Source organism: Mesorhizobium sp. M7A.F.Ca.AU.002.02.1.1, assembly GCF_003998535.1.
GTDB lineage: Bacteria > Pseudomonadota > Alphaproteobacteria > Rhizobiales > Rhizobiaceae > Mesorhizobium > Mesorhizobium ciceri.
In genome coordinates this window covers 1-17,260 of the sequence record NZ_RZPB01000044.1, presented here as the reverse complement: position 1 = coordinate 17,260, position 17,260 = coordinate 1, and the positions used below count along the sequence as shown (strand labels likewise).

18 protein-coding genes and 1 other RNA gene are annotated in these 17,260 nt (G+C 63.6%); 4 read left to right on the top strand and 15 right to left on the bottom strand.

Annotation, left to right across the window (positions count from 1 at the left end; genetic code table 11):
- Positions 1-1,544 (top strand): efflux RND transporter permease subunit (locus tag EN879_RS05145; protein WP_164774318.1); only part of this gene is annotated, 1,544 nt, incomplete at its 5' end.
- A 12-nt stretch (positions 1,545-1,556) separates the two neighbouring features.
- Here the strand turns inward: EN879_RS05145 and EN879_RS05140 are convergent.
- From EN879_RS05140 to ffs, 13 genes are all read right to left on the bottom strand, one after another.
- Positions 1,557-1,871: a hypothetical protein gene (locus EN879_RS05140; protein ID WP_063169981.1), complete on the bottom strand. Its 315-nt coding sequence runs from the start codon at positions 1,869-1,871 to the stop codon at positions 1,557-1,559.
- Between the two features lie 45 nt (positions 1,872-1,916).
- Positions 1,917-2,666 (bottom strand): ABC transporter ATP-binding protein, encoded by a 750-nt coding sequence (locus tag EN879_RS05135; RefSeq protein ID WP_013527922.1) that lies wholly within the window; start codon positions 2,664-2,666, stop codon positions 1,917-1,919.
- Positions 2,663-3,508, bottom strand: coding sequence for an ABC transporter ATP-binding protein (locus tag EN879_RS05130; protein ID WP_063169980.1), 846 nt, complete (start codon positions 3,506-3,508; stop codon positions 2,663-2,665). The genes EN879_RS05135 and EN879_RS05130 overlap by 4 nt, the downstream gene beginning before the upstream one ends.
- Positions 3,509-3,518: 10 nt before the next feature.
- Positions 3,519-4,439, bottom strand: a complete 921-nt coding sequence (gene nikC / locus EN879_RS05125; protein ID WP_013527924.1) for a nickel transporter permease — start codon at positions 4,437-4,439, stop codon at positions 3,519-3,521.
- Entirely contained in the window at positions 4,436-5,503 is a 1,068-nt protein-coding gene (locus EN879_RS05120; protein WP_013527925.1) for an ABC transporter permease, read from the bottom strand. Before EN879_RS05120 ends, nikC begins: the two co-directional genes overlap by 4 nt.
- 18 nt (positions 5,504-5,521) lie before the next feature.
- Positions 5,522-7,165 (bottom strand): ABC transporter substrate-binding protein, encoded by a 1,644-nt coding sequence (locus EN879_RS05115; RefSeq protein ID WP_027161780.1) that lies wholly within the window; start codon positions 7,163-7,165, stop codon positions 5,522-5,524.
- 261 nt (positions 7,166-7,426) lie between these two features.
- The gene (locus EN879_RS05110) at positions 7,427-8,740 is read right to left on the bottom strand and encodes a lytic murein transglycosylase (protein ID WP_127273970.1); all 1,314 of its coding nucleotides are present in this window, start codon (positions 8,738-8,740) and stop codon (positions 7,427-7,429) included.
- 26 nt (positions 8,741-8,766) lie between these two features.
- On the bottom strand, positions 8,767-9,342 hold the full coding sequence (recR, locus tag EN879_RS05105) for a recombination mediator RecR (RefSeq protein ID WP_127273969.1): 576 nt from the start codon (positions 9,340-9,342) through the stop codon (positions 8,767-8,769).
- A gap of 191 nt (positions 9,343-9,533) precedes the next feature.
- Positions 9,534-10,460 (bottom strand): cell wall hydrolase, encoded by a 927-nt coding sequence (locus EN879_RS05100; RefSeq protein ID WP_127273968.1) that lies wholly within the window; start codon positions 10,458-10,460, stop codon positions 9,534-9,536.
- A 230-nt stretch (positions 10,461-10,690) separates the two neighbouring features.
- Positions 10,691-11,098 (bottom strand): hypothetical protein, encoded by a 408-nt coding sequence (locus EN879_RS05095; protein WP_013527930.1) that lies wholly within the window; start codon positions 11,096-11,098, stop codon positions 10,691-10,693.
- A gap of 14 nt (positions 11,099-11,112) precedes the next feature.
- The gene (locus EN879_RS05090) at positions 11,113-11,436 is read right to left on the bottom strand and encodes a YbaB/EbfC family nucleoid-associated protein (RefSeq protein WP_013527931.1); all 324 of its coding nucleotides are present in this window, start codon (positions 11,434-11,436) and stop codon (positions 11,113-11,115) included.
- Positions 11,437-11,466: 30 nt separating this feature from the next.
- A complete protein-coding gene (locus EN879_RS05085) occupies positions 11,467-13,278 on the bottom strand; it encodes a DNA polymerase III subunit gamma/tau (protein ID WP_063169978.1) in 1,812 nt (603 codons plus the stop codon).
- A gap of 105 nt (positions 13,279-13,383) precedes the next feature.
- Positions 13,384-13,480, bottom strand: an RNA gene (gene ffs / locus EN879_RS05080) — signal recognition particle sRNA small type.
- Positions 13,481-13,652: 172 nt separating this feature from the next.
- On the opposite strand from ffs, the gene EN879_RS05075 reads away from it, so the two are divergent.
- Genes EN879_RS05075 through EN879_RS05065 form a run of 3 tightly spaced genes read left to right on the top strand, consistent with a single transcriptional unit; the run spans position 13,653 to position 15,401 of the window.
- On the top strand, positions 13,653-14,072 hold the full coding sequence (locus EN879_RS05075; RefSeq protein ID WP_013527933.1) for an HIT family protein: 420 nt from the start codon (positions 13,653-13,655) through the stop codon (positions 14,070-14,072).
- A 41-nt stretch (positions 14,073-14,113) separates the two neighbouring features.
- Positions 14,114-15,058 carry an NAD(+) diphosphatase gene (gene nudC / locus EN879_RS05070; RefSeq protein WP_013527934.1) on the top strand — a complete coding sequence of 315 codons (945 nt, stop codon included), beginning with the start codon at positions 14,114-14,116 and terminating at the stop codon, positions 15,056-15,058.
- A 37-nt stretch (positions 15,059-15,095) separates the two neighbouring features.
- Positions 15,096-15,401 (top strand): Dabb family protein, encoded by a 306-nt coding sequence (locus tag EN879_RS05065; RefSeq protein ID WP_027161785.1) that lies wholly within the window; start codon positions 15,096-15,098, stop codon positions 15,399-15,401.
- Here the strand turns inward: EN879_RS05065 and EN879_RS05060 are convergent.
- Positions 15,398-16,261, bottom strand: coding sequence for a prephenate dehydratase (locus EN879_RS05060; RefSeq protein WP_013527936.1), 864 nt, complete (start codon positions 16,259-16,261; stop codon positions 15,398-15,400). The two genes, EN879_RS05065 and EN879_RS05060, sit on opposite strands and share 4 nt — an antisense overlap.
- A 9-nt stretch (positions 16,262-16,270) precedes the next feature.
- Positions 16,271-16,999, bottom strand: coding sequence for a 3-deoxy-manno-octulosonate cytidylyltransferase (locus tag EN879_RS05055; protein WP_063169977.1), 729 nt, complete (start codon positions 16,997-16,999; stop codon positions 16,271-16,273).
- Between the last annotated feature and the right edge of the window lie 261 nt (positions 17,000-17,260).

The window sequence follows — 17,260 nt, the reverse complement described above, 5'->3', positions numbered from 1 at the left end:
TGCGCCATCACTGGCTGACCATCATCGCCACCGTGTCGTTGTTTGCCGGCTCGATCGCCGGCTTCGGCCTGGTGCAGCAGCAGTTCTTCCCGCCATCGGACCGGCCGGAGCTGATCGTCGACTGGAACCTGCCGCAGAATTCTTCGATCGCCGACACGCGCGACCAGATGGAGCGGTTCGAGCAGCGGGCGCTGGTCGGCAATCCCGACATCGACCATTTCTCGTCCTATATCGGCCAGGGCGCGGTGCGTTTCGTGCTCGCCTATGACGTGCAGCCGGCCAACCCCTATTTCGGCCAGACCGTCATCGTCACCAAGAGCATCGAGGCCCGCAACCGGGTCAAGCCGGCGCTGGAAAAGCTGCTGCGCGAGGAGTTCGTCGGCACCGACGCCTTCGTCAAGCCGCTCGAACTCGGACCGCCGGTCGGCCGCCCCGTGCAATACCGCGTCGGCGGTCCCGACATCCAGACGGTGCGCGAACTGGCGCAGCAATTCGCCGGTGTCATCTCCGCCAATCCAAAGCTCGCTGCGCCGACCTTCGACTGGAACGAGCCGCAGCGGGTGCTGAGGGTCGACGTGCTGCAGGACAAGGCACGCCAGCTCGGCATCACCTCCTCCGACATCGCCAGCGCGCTGAACAGTACGGTCGGCGGCGCCACCATCACGCAGGTGCGCGACGCGACCTACCTGATCAATGTCGTGGCCCGCTCCCGCGGGGCCGAACGCGGCTCGATCGAGACGTTGCAGAACATGCAGTTGCCGACCAGCACCGGCGAGGCGATCCCGCTCGCGGCGGTCGCCAACTTCCGCTACGATCTGGAGCAACCGACGGTGTGGCGACGCGATCGCATCCCGACCATCACCGTGCGCGCCGGGCTGGTCGGCGACGTGCTGCCGGCCACGGTCGTCAACGAACTGAAGCCATCGGTCGATGCCTTCACCGCCAAGCTGCCGCCGGGCTATTCGATCGCCACCGCCGGCTCGGTCGAGGAGAGCGCCAAAAGTCAGGGACCGATCGCCGCCGTCGTGCCGTTGATGCTGTTCGTCATGGCAACGATCCTGATGGTGCAGTTGCAAAGCTTCCAGCGCCTGTTCCTGGTCGTGGCGGTGGCGCCGCTCGGCCTGATCGGCGTGGTGGCGGCCCTGGTGCCGAGCGGAGCGCCGCTGGGCTTCGTCGCCATCCTGGGCGTGCTGGCGCTGATCGGCATCCTGATCCGCAATTCGGTCATCCTGATCGTGCAGATCGAGGATCTTGTTCGAGAGGGCAAGGACCGCTGGGCGGCGGTCATCGAAGCGACCGAACACCGGATGCGGCCGATCGCACTGACGGCGGCGGCCGCCAGCCTGGCGCTGATCCCGATCGCGCGTGAAGTGTTCTGGGGTCCGATGGCCTATGCGATGATGGGCGGCATCATCGCGGGTACCGCAATCACGCTGCTGTTCCTGCCGGCGCTTTATGTGACGTGGTTCAGGATCAAGGAGCCGAAGGGCCGGGAAGAGCCACCCGTTCTGGAGAGCGGCGAACTGGCGCAAGGCTCAGCCTAAGGCTTTGCCTGATCATTCGTTGTCGTTGGAGGGCACAGGGCGCGACCTGGCGCGTTGCCATGGCGACGATTTCGAGGTGCGCCAAGCGTGCCAGCCTTCTGGCAAGTCCGCCAACGCCTGGATGCTTTCGTCCCGCTGCACAACGTTTTGCAAGCTGACGATCATGATATCGCCTTCGTCAACAGGTCCGGTTTCGCTGTTGTGGAATTGCCAACTGCCGTCGTCATCGTCATGTGAGACGTATGTAATCCAATCGCCGCGGGTAACGACTGCCCTATCCACAAACACCGCGACATTGGGCGGATCCGCAAACTTCCATTCCTCCATGGGAATTCCCCAAGATGGTTGTTCGGCGCAAAAGAGAAAACGAATTCAAGCGGTTCTCACAAACCCGTCGCTGGCCCGCAACAGATTGCGCGTATAGTCCTTGGTCACGCGGCGCTCGACAAGGTCTGCCGCCGCCAGATTCTCCACCGCCTCGCCGCTTTGCATCACCATCAGCCGCTCGCACATATGGGTGATGATGGCGAGGTCGTGGCTGACCATCAGGAAGGTCAGCTTGCGGCGCTTGCGTACCTCTTCCAGCAGGTTGAGCACTTCCGCCTGCACCGAGGCATCGAGCGCCGAGGTCGGCTCGTCGAGCAGCAGGATCGACGGTTCCAGAATGAGCGCACGCGCGATCGCCACGCGCTGGCGCTGGCCGCCGGAGAGCTGGTGCGAATAGCGAAACCGAAAACCGTTGCCGAGGCCGACTTCGTCGAGCGCCCGCTGGATACGCTTTTCGCCGTCGGCAAAGCCATGGATGGCAAGCGGCTCCTGCAGCAGACGGTCGACGGTCTGGCGCGGGTGCAGCGACCCGTACGGATCCTGGAAGACCATCTGCACTTCACGGTAGAAGGCCTTGTCGCGGCGCGCGCCGAGCGTCTTGCCGTTGACGACGATGCCGCCCGATGCAACCGGCGCAAGGCCGGCGATGGCCCGCAGCAGCGTCGATTTGCCGGAGCCGGATTCGCCGACCAGGCCGAAGGATTCGCCCGGCTGCACGTCGAGGCTGACGCCTTTCAGTGCGCGAAAACGGTCGAAGATCACTTCCAGCCTGTCGACGGCAATCGCAGAAGTCATGCCGCCCACTCCGGCTTGCGGTCGAGCACCGGCAGCGGGTGGCGGTCGGCACCGATCTTGGGCATGCAATTGAGCAGGCCGCGCGTGTAGGGATGCTGGGCCTGGCCGAGTTCGGACGCCTTGAGCTGCTCGACCACCTTGCCGGCATACATGACGATGACGCGGTCGCAGAAGGACGAGACCAGGCGCAAATCGTGCGAGATGAAGATCAGCCCCATGCCACGCTCACTGACCAGCCGGTCGAGGATGCCGAGCACATCGAGCTGCACGGTGACGTCGAGCGCCGAGGTCGGCTCGTCGGCGATCATCATTTCCGGACCGGCGATCAGCATCATGGCGATCATGGCGCGCTGGCCCATGCCGCCCGAAACTTCATGCGGATGCAAATTGAAGACGCGAGAGGGATCACGGATCTGCACCGCCTCCAGCATGGCCAATGCACGGTCGCGCGCCTCCGCCTTGCCGACCTTTTCATGGGTGCGCAGCGTCTCGACGATCTGGCGACCGATGCTCATCACCGGGTCGAGCGAATATTTCGGATCCTGCAGGATCATGGCGATGCGCTTGCCGCGCAGCTTCCTGCGTTCGCGTGGCGAGACGGTGAGCAAATCGATGCCGTCGAAGGCGAGCTTGTTGGCCGATATCCGCGCCTGCGGTGGCGTCAGGCCCATGATGGCGCGGCCGGTCTGCGATTTTCCCGAGCCGGATTCGCCGACGATGCCGAGCCGTTCGCGGCCGAGCGAAAAGGAAACGCCGCGCACCGCCTCGATCAGCCCGGTGCGGGTCGGGAAGGTGACGCGCAGGTCGTCTACGTTGAGAAGCGTTTTCGTTTCTCCGCTCATTGGTCGCCGCTCATTGGTCGCCACTCCGCGGATCGAGCGCGTCGCGCAGGCCGTCGCCAAGCAGGTTGAAGCCGAGGCTGACGATGAGGATGGCGAAGCCCGGCGCACCGGCCACCCACCACTGGTCGAGCACGAAGCGGCGGCCGGACGCGATCATCGTGCCCCATTCGGGCAGCGGCGGCTGCGCGCCGAGGCCGAGGAAACCGAGCCCGGCGGCGGTCAGGATGATGCCGGCCATGTCGAGCGTCACCCTGACGATCAGGGACGAAATGCAAAGCGGCATGATATGGCGCAGCACGATGCGGAAGGGCGAGGCGCCCATCAGTTGCACCGCCTTGATGTAGTCGGAATTGCGCACCGTCAGCGTCTCTGCCCGCGCGATGCGGGCGTAGGGCGGCCATGAGGTGATGGCGATGGCCAGCACCGCATTCTCGATGCCGGGGCCAAGTGCTGCGACGAAGGCCAGCGCCAGGATCAGCTTGGGAAAGGCGAGGAAGATGTCGGTGATGCGCATCAGGATGGCATCGGTCCAGCCGCCGGCATAGCCGGCCACCGTGCCGACCAGAAGGCCGATGGGTGCGGCGATGATGGCGACCAGGATGACCACGTAAAGCGTCCAGCGCGAGCCGTAGAGGATGCGCGACAGGATATCGCGGCCGAGATCGTCGGTGCCGAACCAGTGCTCGGCGCTCGGCGCCAGCAGGCGCGCGTTCTTCAGGTCGCCGAACGTTGGCGAATAAGGTGCCAGCACGCCTGCAAGGGCGGCAACGACCAGCAGGGCAATGATGATGAGCAGGCCCAGAAACGCCAACCGGTTGGCGGAAAAGCGCCGCCACGCCACATAGGCGCGGCCGAGCCTTGCCTGCATGCGCGAGGCCGGCCGCTCGCTGAGCAGCCAGTCGCGACGGCTCTGGATGGTGTCGACGCTCATGCGGACTTCGTCCTCGGATCGAGCACCCGATACAGCAGGTCGGAGAGAAGGTTGATGGCGATGAACACCGAGCCGATGACGATGGTGCCACCGAGCACCGCATTCATGTCGGCGTTCTGCAGCGAATTGGTGATGTAAAGGCCGATGCCCGGCCATGAGAAGACGGTCTCGGTCAGCACCGAACCTTCCAGCAGTCCGGCATAGGACAGCGCGATCACCGTCACCATCGGCACCGCTGCGTTGCGCAGCGCGTGGCCCCAGATGATGCGGGTTTCCGACAGGCCCTTGGCGCGCGCCGCGACGATATATTCCTGCGACAATTCGTTGAGCATGAACGAGCGCGTCATGCGGCTGATATAGGCGAGCGAGAAATAGCCGAGCAGCGAGGCCGGCAGGATGATGTGGCGGAAGGCGTCGTAAAAAACGTCCCACTGCCCCTGCATCGCAGAGTCGAGGAGATAGAAGCCGGTGATCGGCGTAAAGGTGTATTCGTAGACGACGTCGAGCCTCGCCGGGAAGGCAACCCATTGCAGCTTGGCGTAAAACAGCACCAGCCCAAGCAGCCCCAGCCAGAAGATCGGCACGGAATAACCGATCAGGCCGATGACGCGCACGATCTGGTCGATGAGGCTGCCGCGCCTGACCGCGGCCAGCACACCGAGCGGCACGCCGAACAACGCGCCGATCAGCGTTCCGAGGGTCGCCAGTTCCGTCGTGGCCGGAAGCGCCCGGCGAATGTCGGTCATGACCGGATTGGTGGTCAGCACGGAGACGCCGAAATTGCCGTTCAGCGCATTCTTCACATAGATGTAGAACTGCTCGATCAACGGCAAATCGAGGCCCATCTCGCGGCGCGTGCGCTCAACCACATTGGCCGGCGCCCGGTCGCCGAGCACCGCCAGCACCGGGTCGATTGGAATGACGCGGCCGATGAAGAAGGTGACCGCGAGCAGACCAAGATAGGTCGTGATCGCAATGACCAGGAAACGGCCAAGCGATGATGCAACAGCGACGGCGCGGGCGCTGCCGCGCCCCGCCGCCACTTCTTTTTCAACCGCGCTCATGCGGCGTGTCCGCGAGCACTATTCCTTGGACACCGGTCCGACGAAGTTGGTGTCGAAGCTCGGGCCGAGCGCAAAGCCCTTGAGGTTCTTGCGCAGGCCGGCCACTTCCAGCTGCTGGTGGATGACGACGAAGGGGCTGGTGTCGAGGATTTTCTTCTCGAGATCCTTGTACATGTCGGCGCGCTTGCCGGCATCCTTCTCGAGCAGTGCCGCTTCCGTCTGCTTGGTCAGGTCCGGAATGTCCCAGGCGTTGCGCCAGGCCAGCGTCTTGGTCTTGGCCCCATCCGAATTGTCCGGGTTCGAGGCAAAGGTCTGGGCGTTGGAGTTCGGGTCGAAATAATCCTGGCCCCATTGGCCGATATAGATGTCGTGGTTGCGGGCGCGGTATTTGGTGAGCGTCTGCTTGCCGTCGCCCGGGATGATCTCGAGCTTGATGCCGGCCTGTCCGAGCGTCTGCTGGATCGATTCCGCCATCCCGGTCGTCGGCTGGCCGGTGCGTACGTCCATGGTTACGCTGAAGCCGTCGGGCAGACCGGCCTTGGCCAGCAATTCCTTGGCCTTGGCGACATCGAGCTTGAACGGATTCTCATCCAATTCGCCGAGCACGCCCTTGGGCAGGAAGGTCTGATGGATTTCGCCGATGCCCTTGAGGATGGTGGAGCTCAAGGCATCATAGTCGACCAGATACTTGAACGCCTGGCGCACCTCCGGCTTGGCGAGGTTCGCGTTCTTCTGGTTGAGGCTGATGTAATAGACCGTGCCCTTGGGCGCGCTGGTGGTGGTGAGGTCGGCGTTCTTGGCGATGGCGTCGAGGTCGTTCGGTTCGAGATTGCGGGCAACGTCGATGTCGCCAGCCTCGAGCGCCAGGCGCTGGCCCGAGCTTTCCTTCATGTTGCGATAAATGACGCGGGCAAGCTTGGCTTTTTCGCCGTAGTAATTGTCGTTGCGCTCGAGAACGACGGCTTCGTTGGCCCGCCATTCGCGCAGCTTGAAGACGCCGGAGCCGGCATAGCCGGTCTTCAGCCAGGCATTGCCGAAGTCATTGTCCCATTTGTAGTCGGCGCTCGGCGTGACCGAAGCGACATGCTCCTTGACCAGCTTGGCGTCGACCACCGAAGCCACCGTTGCCGACAGGCAGTTCAGCACGAAGCTCGGCGCATAGGCCTTGTCGACGGTGAACTGGAAGGTGCCGTCGTCGACAGCCTTGGCCTTTTCGGTGACGTTGTCACCGCTGATGCCAAACTGGCCGATGATGAAGGCCGGGCTCTTGTCGAGCTTGATGACGCGCTCGAACGACCAGGCGACATCGGACGCCGTGATCGGATTGCCGGAAGCGAATTTCAGGCCGGGCTTGAGCTTGAACGTGTAGGTCAGGCCGTCATCGGAGACGGTCCAGCTTTCGGCAAGGTCGCCCTTGACCTTGGAGGTGTCGCTGAGGTCGAGACGGACAAGCAGATCATAGGTGTTGCCGGTGACCTCGGCGGTCGACAGCTCGAACGCCTCGCCCGGATCCATGGAGATGATGTCGTCGATCGCGAAACCTTCGACCAGCGTGTCGGCGGGCGTGACCGCACCGGCGGGCGCGCCGGCCAGAAGCAGCGCCGACATGGCGGCACCCGCGAGCAGGAAGCGAGAGCGTAGAGCAAACTTTTCCATCATCATTGTGATTGTTCCCTGTTTTGTTGTTTGTTGACCTGAGTTCCCGGCTCAGGGTTGCGGAATTTTTTCGGGGCCTGGAGACGGCCCCTCTGCCCACTTACCGTCGTGGTTTTTGTCCAGTTGGTCAACACCATACCCGGCGGCCCCGTGGCGGGCAACGAGCATTTATACGACGGCTCATTGGGCCAGAAAGGCCGGTGGGGTGTCGACGCATAGGCCAGCCAATCGAGGCTGCCGATCGAGAAAAATCTGCTAATTTCGGAGCTATTTCAGCACTGCGACCAGATCGGCGTCAGGAAAGCAGGTGGCGGCGCGGCCGTTCTTGGCTTGCCATATGCCGATCGAGCGGCGGGTCTTGAAGCCGGGCAGGCCATCGGCGCTGCCGACATCATAGCCCTTGGCCTCCAGCGCCCGCTGCAGGGCGGCGATGTCCGAACGGTGCAGCCCGCCGATCGCGCCCCAGCTGCCGGCGAAGTTCTGATCGCCATGGGCGATGCGATCGGCGCCATGGCCGATGAACAGCGCGTACAGGTCGCTGGTGTTGTATTGCTTCAGCACGTAGAAATTGGGCGTGGCGACAAAGGCCGGGCCGCTGCGCCCTGCCGGCATCAGCAGAAAGCCTTCGGCCTTCAGCTCACTCACTGGAAACGGTTTGCCGCCGACGCGCTTGATGCCCATATCAGCCCATTGCGAGATTTTCTTGCCCTGGTCCGGGCCTTCCAGCGAACAGGAAACGCTTTCCGGCACCGTCACCTCGAATCCCCAGCCACGACCCTTTACCCAGCCATAGTGGACGAGATAATTGGCGATCGAGGCCAACACGTCGGGCGTCGAGTTCCAGATGTCGACGCGGCCGTCGCCGTCGAAATCGACGGCATGTTTCAGGAACGAGGTCGGCATGAATTGCGGCTGGCCGAGCGCGCCGGCCCAGGACGATTTCATCGCGCCGACCGGAGCCAGCCCGCGCTCGACGATCTCGAGTGCGGCAAGCAGTTCGGTGCGGAAGAAGTCCTTCCTGGTCGACATGAATGCCTTGGTGCCCAGCACTTCGAAGGCGTCATAAGGCATCTTCGCCGCGCCGAATCCGGTCTCGCGGCCCCAGATCGCCAGCAGCACTTCGCCCGGCACGCCATAGCGCTTTTCGATGGCCGAAAGTGTCCTGGCATTGGCGGCTTCGCGCGCGCGCGCGCCCGCCGTCACCGCGCGAACCGTCTTCTCGGCGAAATAGGCGCCGGGTGAGCCGAATTCGGCCTGGTGCTGCTTCTGGGGCGTGGCCGCCTTCTCGCCCGGCTTGACCAGGTCCGGCAGCTTCAGATTGGGCTTGATGCCGTCGAAGGCGGCATCAAAGGTGGTTTTGGAAATGCCTTTCGCCTTGGCCTGCGGCCAGAGGTCGTTCTGCAGCCAGGCGCGGAACTGGTCGTCGATCTTTGCGGCGGAGGCGGGGGTGGAAAAGACCGAGAGAAGAACTGCAAAAAAGGAAAACAGAGCCAATCTGAGAGGTTTGCGTTCCTTCGCACCCCCCTCTGTCCTGCCGAGGGGGGTGCTTGGCACCAGCCTTGGTGGACACGCAAAAATCATGCTCCGCATCCTCTGCCGCAACTTTGTCAAAACGCCGTCCGCGAACGCAGCGCCGCGGCCAGCGTGCCCTCGTCGAGATAGTCGAGTTCGCCGCCGACCGGCACGCCATGCGCAAGGCGCGTCACCTTGATGTCGAAGCCGGACAACTGGTCGGTGAGGTAATGCGCGGTCGTCTGGCCCTCGACCGTCGCATTGACGGCGACGCGATCAACCAGCGAGCGCATGTTGAGCTGCTCGGGGCCGATGCCGTCGAGCGGCGACAGCGTGCCGCCGAGCACGTGGTAGCGCACATTCATCGCCGCCGCGCGCTCCAGCGCCCACAGGTCGGAGACGTCCTCGACGACGATGATGGTGCCGGCATCACGGCGCGGATCGGTGCAGATCATGCAAGGGTCCGATGTATCGACATTGCCGCAGGTCGAGCAGATGCGCACCTTGTCGGCCGCCTCGGCCATGGCGGCGGCAAGGGGCGACAAAAGCTGCTCTTTCTTCTTGATCAGATGAAGGGCGGCACGCCTGGCCGAACGGGGTCCCAGCCCCGGCACCTTGGCCAGGAGCTGGATCAGACGTTCGATCTCGGGACCGGCGATTCGCTTCGACATCGCTCTGATCTAGAGCAATTCCAGGAAAAGTGCGAAGCGGTTTTCCGTCCGGAATTGCGTCAAAACGAAAAGCTGGAGCGGTTCACCGTTTCCGCGAAACGGTGAACCGCTCCAGGATTTTTCAGAGCGCTTTGGAACATCTGCATCCGCATGACCGCCATATTGGGCCTTGGCGGACCGCGGGGCGCAGATCAGTTGGTCTCGAGCGGCCGGCCCTGGCTGACAATCATCGCGCCAATGGCGTCTGTGTTCTCAGGCGTCGACTGGAACCCCATCGACGCCTCTTGCGGCGCGTCTTGAACCGACGAGATGACCCTTGTGTTCAAGCTTCCGCCAAAACGCGCGGCATCCGGCTCTTCCATCGGCTCCTGCATCGCCACCACCGTCGGCTCTTGCGAGACACGCGCGGATTTCGCGGCCGGCGCGGCGGCGGCGGTCACATAGGTCTGCTGGGCGGGAGCGGATCGAACGGTTGCCGTCCTGGCTGGACGCACCGGCTCGGCGGACGCGACCATCGTCACCGGCGCGGCTGACTTGTCGGGCGCCGCCGAGGCAATAGCGACCTGCGGCTCATCCGGCAGCGGCTGCCAGTTGCGGCCGCGCTTCTCGTAGAAGGCATTGCCGCCGGCAACCATGGTGTAGTGCATGTTCTTGTAGGGGAAGCGGAGGCCGGCTGTGTGGAAGAACATGGTGTTCTTGAGCTTGGACTTGCGCTCGCCCTTCAGCACCGCGTCGGCGGCTTCCTCGACATCGGGCATTGCGCGTGAATTCATCGGCCTTGTCATGACACCAGGCGCGAACTGCCCGGGCTCGCCCACCACTTTGCAGATGGTGCTGCCATGATTGCCGGCGCGCAGCCGGTTCATCACCACCGTGCCGACCGCGATCATGCCGTCGCGGCTCGAGCGGTTGGACTCGAAGAACATCGCCCGTTCCAGGCATTCCTTGTCCTTCGGCGTGTGGCTGTAGGCCCCTGAACTCAGGAAACCTGGCGTGATGGCGTCGGTCAGGCTGGCGACGGACATGCCGTGTGAAGTGGTCTGGCTGCAGGCAGCCAAAAACAGGGGTGAAATGACGGCGCCGAGCAACAGCGGCGTCTTCCATCGCGTGGAAATCAACAGGTAACCCTCTCACTTCGTGCCCGCCCCCAGGCTGCGGCAAGAATGAGACACTTTCGGGCAAAATGATGGCCAAAACGTTATTAACAACGTACTGTTGCCAAATTGGCACAATTTCGTGGCTTTCCAGATAGATCGAGCCGTCATTTCACAAAAGCGATGACCGCTCTCTCTTTGTTTCGCCGCAATTGCCCCAAGGGAAAGCACCACGCGATTTTTCCTGAAGCGATCTACCGCCCGGCCGCTATCGCGGCCGGCTGGCCAGGCTCAAGCTCCTCGACCTTCTCCGAAAACAGGCCGCGCCGGAGGAACAGCGTCCGCGCCTCCCTGGCCGTCGGCGCGATCTTTCCCGGCCAGTCGCTGTCTATGAACTCAGCCTTGGTGAAGTCCGGATTTGTCTCGCTTGCCGCCTCGAGGAATTCGGCGATCTCCAGCACGATCGCGCGCTCGTCCTTCGAAAGCGCGGATGTGCCGGCTTCGATCGATGGGCGATGGAGGAAATCCTCGAACAGATAGAAATAACCCTTGATGCCGACGAGATCGACGCCGTCGTCACAATCGGCCAGGATTTCCAGGATCTCGTAGATCCTGTTGCGGATACGCTGCTCGATCAGTCTTTCGGACGGCTCTTCGGCCATGGCCGCACCGAAGGCTAGAAGGGCAGTTTCATTCCCGGCGGGATCGGCAGGCCCGCGGTCAGCGCCTTGGTCTTTTCCTGCATGATCTGCTCGACCTTGGTCTTGGCGTCGTTGTGAGCGGCCAGCACCAGGTCTTCCAGGATCTCGACATCGTCTTCCTTGAACAGAGACGGATCGATCTTCAACGACTTCATCTCGAATTTTCCGGTCAGCGTCACATTGACCAGGCCGCCGCCGGCCTGGCCGGACGCTTCCAGCGTGGCGATCTCGTCCTGCATGGCCTGGAACTTGGCCTGCATTTCCTTCGCCTTGCCCATCAGGCCGAGAAGATCTTTCATGGTCGGGTCCTTTGCGGATTCGTGGCTGGATCAGGGTTCATCGTCGTCAGCCGGCGGCTCGACCGGCACTTCGGCCTCTGCCGTTTCGGCTTCCGGCGCGTCCGGAATGCGCACGTCGATGATCTTGGCACCGGGAAAGCGCGCCAGGATGGCGGCCACTGTCGGGTCGCTCTTGGCATCGAGAAAAGCCGTCTCGCGTTTGGCCGATTCCATTTCGGCGAGCGTCTGGCCGCCCTCTTCCTTCGACAGCGAGACAAGCCAGCTGCGACCGGTCCAGGCGCGCAATTTCGTCGTCAGGTCGTTGAGCAGCATCTTGGGCGCATCGCTGGTCAGGCCAACGTCGATGCGGCCGGGCTCGATGCGTACAAACCGGATGCAGCTTTTGACCAGCACCTTGAAGGCGATGTCGCGCTGCGCGTCTGCCAGGGCAATGATGTCGGCCAGCGATTTCAGCGGCGCCGATTGCGCCTCCGTGACCGGCTCCGGCGGAGCGACGTAGGGAACGGGCGCAGGCGAGGCTTCGACCAGCCGCATGGTCTGCGCGCCGCCCGGGCCAGACGGCATGCGCGTCTGCGCCACCGCGCTGGCGCCGTTGCCTCCCCCTGCAGGCGCCCCATTTGGGCGCAGCGCGCCATTCTGCGCCGGCGCGGCGCCTTCAAGCGATCTCAACGCCTCGTCCAGCGTCGGCAGGTCGGCGGCATGCGCCAGCCGGATCAGCACCATTTCGGCGGCACTGACCGGCCGGTTGGAGGACTGCACCTCTGGAATGCCCTTGAGCAGCATCTGCCACGTCCGCGACAGCACCCTGACCGACAGCGTCCTGGCGAAATCGGCGCCGCGCTGCCGCTCGTCCTCGGATAGCGAGGCATCCTCGATGGCCGTCGGCACGAAACGCAGCCGGGTGACGAGGTGGTTGAATTCGGCAAGGTCGGTCAGCACGGCGGCCGGATCGGCGCCGGTATCGTATTGCGCACGGAATTCGCCAAGGGCTGCCGCGATATCGCCTTTCATCACATGTTCGAACAGGTCGACGATGCGGGCGCGGTCGGCAAGCCCCAGCATCGCCCGAACGGCATCGGCGCCGACAGAGCCGGCGCCATGGGCGATCGCCTGGTCGAGGATGGAGAGCGAATCACGAGCCGAGCCCTCGGCGGCGCGCGCGATCATCGCCAGCGCATCGTCGTCGACCGAAATGCCTTCCTTGGCCGAGATCGAAGCGAGATGCCCGACCAGCGCGCCGGCGTCGATGCGCCTCAGGTCGAAGCGCTGGCAGCGCGACAGGACGGTGATCGGGACCTTGCGGATCTCGGTGGTGGCAAAGATGAATTTGACGTGCGGCGGCGGCTCTTCCAGCGTCTTCAGAAGGCCGTTGAAGGCCTGCGTCGACAGCATGTGCACTTCGTCGATGATGTAGACCTTGTAGCGGGCCGAGACCGGCGCGTAGCGCACGCGCTCGATGATATCCCTGATGTCGTCGATGCCGGTGTGCGAGGCGGCGTCCATCTCGATGACGTCGACATGGCGGCCTTCCATGATCGCCTGGCAATGTTCGCCGAGGACGGCAAGGTCGACCGACGGCTGGTCGATATCAGCGGTTTTATAGTTCAGGGCGCGCGCGAGGATGCGCGCCGTCGTGGTCTTGCCGACGCCGCGCACGCCGGTCAGCATCCAGGCCTGGGCGATACGGCCGGTGGCAAAGGCGTTGGTGAGGGTGCGCACCATCGGCTCCTGGCCGACCAGCTCGGAGAAGTTCGAAGGACGGTACTTGCGTGCCAGCACGCGATAGGCGGCGGCCTTGCCTATCTCCAGGCTTTTTGGTCCCGAATTTCCGGCTTCGCTCATACGCCCGTAAAGCTCCAAATGGCCGCGCCCGAAGGCGGCCGATTCCTGCGCATAGTCTCGCCCGCGCTGCAATGCGTCGTCAATGTCGCGAGAGGGGCCGATGAGGTGGGAGGCTGGAACAATGACCCGTTCCGGGCTCGTTAGGGCTGCTTCCTTCCGGACCTGACCCGGTTGGCGAGTGGATCGTCCACCACCAACCTCCCGCTTTCCATATCGGCAATTGCGCGACGAAATGCAAGTGCGCCGCAGAAATCGCAAAAATATGGAATTGGCGCACCAAAGCGTGAGGGGCGCAATGATTCGCTTGCAGCCCCCCTGCCGCCGCTCTAGCGTTCCTGCGTTTGAGGAAAACAAGAAAAGCAAGGGAAACGCCGATGCTGCCGGGCCTGAAGGCCGGATTCACGCTGGACGCACGGCTGGAGGCGGACAGCGAGCAGTTGATGTGGCTTGGGCTGTGCGAGCTGCGGGTGATGAACGACCGCCGCTGGCCCTGGTTGCTGCTGGTGCCGCAGCGCCCCGGCGCGGAGGAAATCCACGACATGACGCCGCTCGACCAGGCGATGCTGACCTTCGAGACCAATATGGTGGCGCAGGCGCTGAAGAAAGCGACCGGCTGCACCAAGATCAACACCGGCGCGCTCGGCAACATCGTGCGCCAGTTGCACATCCATGTCATCGCGCGTTCGGAAGGCGATCCCGGCTGGCCAGGTCCTGTGTGGGGACATGGCCTGCGAGAGCCCTATCAGCGTTCCGACTTGCGACGGTTTGCCGAAACGATCAAGGCGGCGCTATAAGCGTTCCCCGTGTCCATCCCTCAACATATTCCAGAGTCCCCATGAGCTTCCGCCTGTTTGACGCGCCTTTGCGCGAGCCGAGCCAGTTCGTCGGCTTCGCCGGCAACACGATCGACCGGCAGTCCGAGAACCGCGCCGACGATTCGGTCGACAAAGCGCTGGCCGATCCGGCGACGCGGCTGCTTCTGATGCATGGCGGCCGGCTCTATCTGAAGCTCGGCGATGGCGGCGCTCTCGATCCCTGGTTCGGTGCGACCGAGAGCGAGCCCTTCAAGGTTTCCCTGGCGCAAGGCATCCTGCTCGGCTTTTCCGAACGAGGACCGGTGCTGGCCGTGCCCGCCGGCGTCGAACCCGAACAGCTTCCGGAAACAGTCAAGGCCATCGACTACCGCTCGGTCTACATGCAAGGGCTGATCGACGAGGCGGCGGCCGGCGCGATGGCGCAAGGGGCGGCTTTGCTCGCCTGGCATGCCAGCCATCGCTTCTGCAGCAAATGCGGCACGGAATCGCAGATGCGGGCCGGCGGCTACAAGCGGCATTGCCCGAATTGCGGCACCGAGCATTTTCCGCGCACCGACCCGGTGGCGATCATGCTGACGGCGACGCGGGAGAAGTGCCTGCTCGGACGCGGTCGGCATTTCGCGCCGGGCATGTATTCGGCCCTCGCCGGCTTCATCGAGCCGGGCGAGACGATCGAGGCGGCGGTGCGCCGCGAGACGCTGGAGGAGGCCGGCATCCGGCTTGGCCGCGTCGTCTACCACGCCAGCCAGCCCTGGCCGTTCCCCTATTCGCTGATGATCGGCTGCTTCGGCGAGCCGCTCAATGACGATATCCAGGCCGACCTCAACGAGCTTGAGGACTGCCGCTGGTTTTTTCGCGACGAGGTGCGCCGGATGCTGGAAAGGACGCACCAGGACAATCTGATCACGCCGCCGAAAGGCGCCATTGCGCATCACCTCATCCGCGCCTGGGTCGATTCAGAATGATGGCAGCGAACACCTAAAGACATTGCAGGAGCAGGACATGATCCGTCACACCGTCGTTTTCACGCTGAAGCATCCGCCGCATTCGCTGGAGGAAAAGCGGTTCCTGGTCGACGCCAAGAGGATCCTCACCGCGATCAGGGGCGTCACGCATTTCGAGCAATTGCGGCAGATCAGCCCCAAGAACGACTATCGTTTCGGCTTCTCGATGGAGTTCGCCGACCAGGCCGCCTACACCAGGTACAACGACCATCCAGACCATGTCGCCTTCGTGCGCGACCGCTGGGTGCCGGAGGTCGAGACCTTCATGGAGATCGACTATGTGCCGCTGGGCGCGGTGATCTAGTCCGCAACCTTCCACTGCTCACGCGACTCGCTGGCCGGATAGACGCCGAGAATGCGCACTTCGCGCGAGAAGAAACGAAGCTCGTCCAGCGCCAGCTTGACCAGCGGGTCGTCGGGGTGGCCCTCGATGTCGGCGTAAAACAGCGTCGCCGTGAAAGCGCCCAGCTGGTAGCTCTCCAGCTTGGTCATGTTGATGCCGTTGGTGGCGAAGCCGCCCATGGCCTTGTAGAGCGCGGCCGGCACGTTGCGGACGCGGAAGATGAAGGTCGTCATCATCTTGACGTCGGGCGAAGGACGCTCGGCCCATTGCTTGTTCTTGGTCAGGACGACAAAGCGGGTGACGTTTGAGTCGGTGTCCTCGACGTTTTGCTCGATGATATCGAGCCCGTAGAGGGTCGCGGCCAGGGCCGGCGACAGCGCCGCCATGCTGCGGTCCTTGACCTCGGAGACCATTTTGGCGGCGCCGGCCGTGTCGCCGGCGACGATCGCCTTCCAACCGTTCTTGCGAACGTATTTGCGGCACTGGCCAAGCGCATGGATGTGGCTGTGCACCGTCTTGATCTCGTCGCGCTTGACGCCTGGCAGCACCATCAGCTGGAAATGGATCGGCAGGAAATATTCGCCGACGATGTGCAGCTTCGATTCCGGCAGGAGATGATGGATATCGGCGACGCGCCCGGCAATGGTGTTCTCGATCGGGATCATGGCGAGGTCGGCCTTGTTGGTCTCGACCGCGTTGAAGGCATCCTCGAAGGTCGGGCAGGGCAACGGCTCCATCGAAGGGAACATGTTGCGGCTGGCGGTGTCGGAATTGGCGCCCGGTTCGCCCTGGAAGGATATTCTGTTGGTCTTTTCAGGCATGCCGATATCTCAGGTTGAAAGGATTGTTCTGGCGCGTTCGAGGTCTTCAGGCGTGTCGACGCCGAGCGGCAGCGACTGGACGATCTCGGCGTCGATGCGCATGCCGGCTTCCAGCGCCCGCAACTGTTCCAGCCGCTCGCGCCGTTCGAGCGGCGACGGCTTGAGCGCGACGAAACGCTCGAGTGCTTCGCGGCGATAGGCGTAGAGGCCGACATGATGGTAGAGCGGCCCCTCGCCCCAAGGCGCTGTGGCACGGGTGAAATAGAGCGCCCTCAGCCTGCTGCCGGAAAGCGGCGAGCCGACGATCTTGACGACATTGGGATTGGTCTTTTCCTCATCGCGGACGATCTCGACGCCGAGCGTGGCGATGTCCACCGCACTGTCCTCGAAAGGCCTGAGCGACGCGGCGATGATCCGGGGATCGATGGTCGGCAGGTCGCCCTGCACATTGACGATGGTTTCGACCTTGCGCCCGGGGTCGAGAGCGACCAGCGCCTCGTGGATGCGGTCGGAGCCGGATTCGTGATCCATACGCGTCATCACGGCCTCGAAACCGTGCGCGCGCACCGCTTGCGCCACGCCTTGCGTGTCGGTCGCCACCACCACCCGGCCAAGGCCGGCTTCGGCGGCGCGGCGGGCGACATGGACGATCATCGGGGCGCCGGCGATGTCGGCCAGCGGCTTGCCCGGCAGGCGGGTCGAAGCCATGCGGGCCGGGATCAGGATCAGCGTGGACATTTCGGGTGCAAGGCGTCTCGAAAGAGGACAGGGAAAGTGGCAAAAGGTCTCACTGGAAGCGCCCTTATAGGTGTTGCAACGCCGCAGCAAAAGACCTAGTTTCCGCCCGATTTGACCGCCCTGGCAGGACGGTCACGATACCGACGGACGGAGTGGACGGTTCTGTCCGCCGGAAAAGGGAGCAAGGGGCGTATGGATTCCAACGAAGTCAACAAACTGCTCGCCGGATTGCTCGGAACCGTTTTCGTCGTCTTCTCGGTC

Excerpts from the sequence above, each read along its gene's own strand:
- EN879_RS05140 (WP_063169981.1), bottom strand. The coding sequence starts at position 1,871 with ATGGAGGAATGGAAGTTTGCGGATCCGCCCAATGTCGCGGTGTTTGTG.
- EN879_RS05135 (WP_013527922.1), bottom strand. The coding sequence starts at position 2,666 with ATGACTTCTGCGATTGCCGTCGACAGGCTGGAAGTGATCTTCGACCGT.
- EN879_RS05130 (WP_063169980.1), bottom strand. The coding sequence starts at position 3,508 with ATGAGCGGAGAAACGAAAACGCTTCTCAACGTAGACGACCTGCGCGTC.
- nikC (WP_013527924.1), bottom strand. The coding sequence starts at position 4,439 with ATGAGCGTCGACACCATCCAGAGCCGTCGCGACTGGCTGCTCAGCGAG.
- EN879_RS05120 (WP_013527925.1), bottom strand. The coding sequence starts at position 5,503 with ATGAGCGCGGTTGAAAAAGAAGTGGCGGCGGGGCGCGGCAGCGCCCGC.
- EN879_RS05115 (WP_027161780.1), bottom strand. The coding sequence starts at position 7,165 with ATGATGATGGAAAAGTTTGCTCTACGCTCTCGCTTCCTGCTCGCGGGT.
- EN879_RS05110 (WP_127273970.1), bottom strand. The coding sequence starts at position 8,740 with ATGATTTTTGCGTGTCCACCAAGGCTGGTGCCAAGCACCCCCCTCGGC.
- recR (WP_127273969.1), bottom strand. The coding sequence starts at position 9,342 with ATGTCGAAGCGAATCGCCGGTCCCGAGATCGAACGTCTGATCCAGCTC.
- EN879_RS05095 (WP_013527930.1), bottom strand. The coding sequence starts at position 11,098 with ATGGCCGAAGAGCCGTCCGAAAGACTGATCGAGCAGCGTATCCGCAAC.
- EN879_RS05090 (WP_013527931.1), bottom strand. The coding sequence starts at position 11,436 with ATGAAAGATCTTCTCGGCCTGATGGGCAAGGCGAAGGAAATGCAGGCC.
- EN879_RS05085 (WP_063169978.1), bottom strand. The coding sequence starts at position 13,278 with ATGAGCGAAGCCGGAAATTCGGGACCAAAAAGCCTGGAGATAGGCAAG.
- EN879_RS05075 (WP_013527933.1), top strand. The coding sequence starts at position 13,653 with ATGCTGCCGGGCCTGAAGGCCGGATTCACGCTGGACGCACGGCTGGAG.
- nudC (WP_013527934.1), top strand. The coding sequence starts at position 14,114 with ATGAGCTTCCGCCTGTTTGACGCGCCTTTGCGCGAGCCGAGCCAGTTC.
- EN879_RS05065 (WP_027161785.1), top strand. The coding sequence starts at position 15,096 with ATGATCCGTCACACCGTCGTTTTCACGCTGAAGCATCCGCCGCATTCG.
- EN879_RS05060 (WP_013527936.1), bottom strand. The coding sequence starts at position 16,261 with ATGCCTGAAAAGACCAACAGAATATCCTTCCAGGGCGAACCGGGCGCC.
- EN879_RS05055 (WP_063169977.1), bottom strand. The coding sequence starts at position 16,999 with ATGTCCACGCTGATCCTGATCCCGGCCCGCATGGCTTCGACCCGCCTG.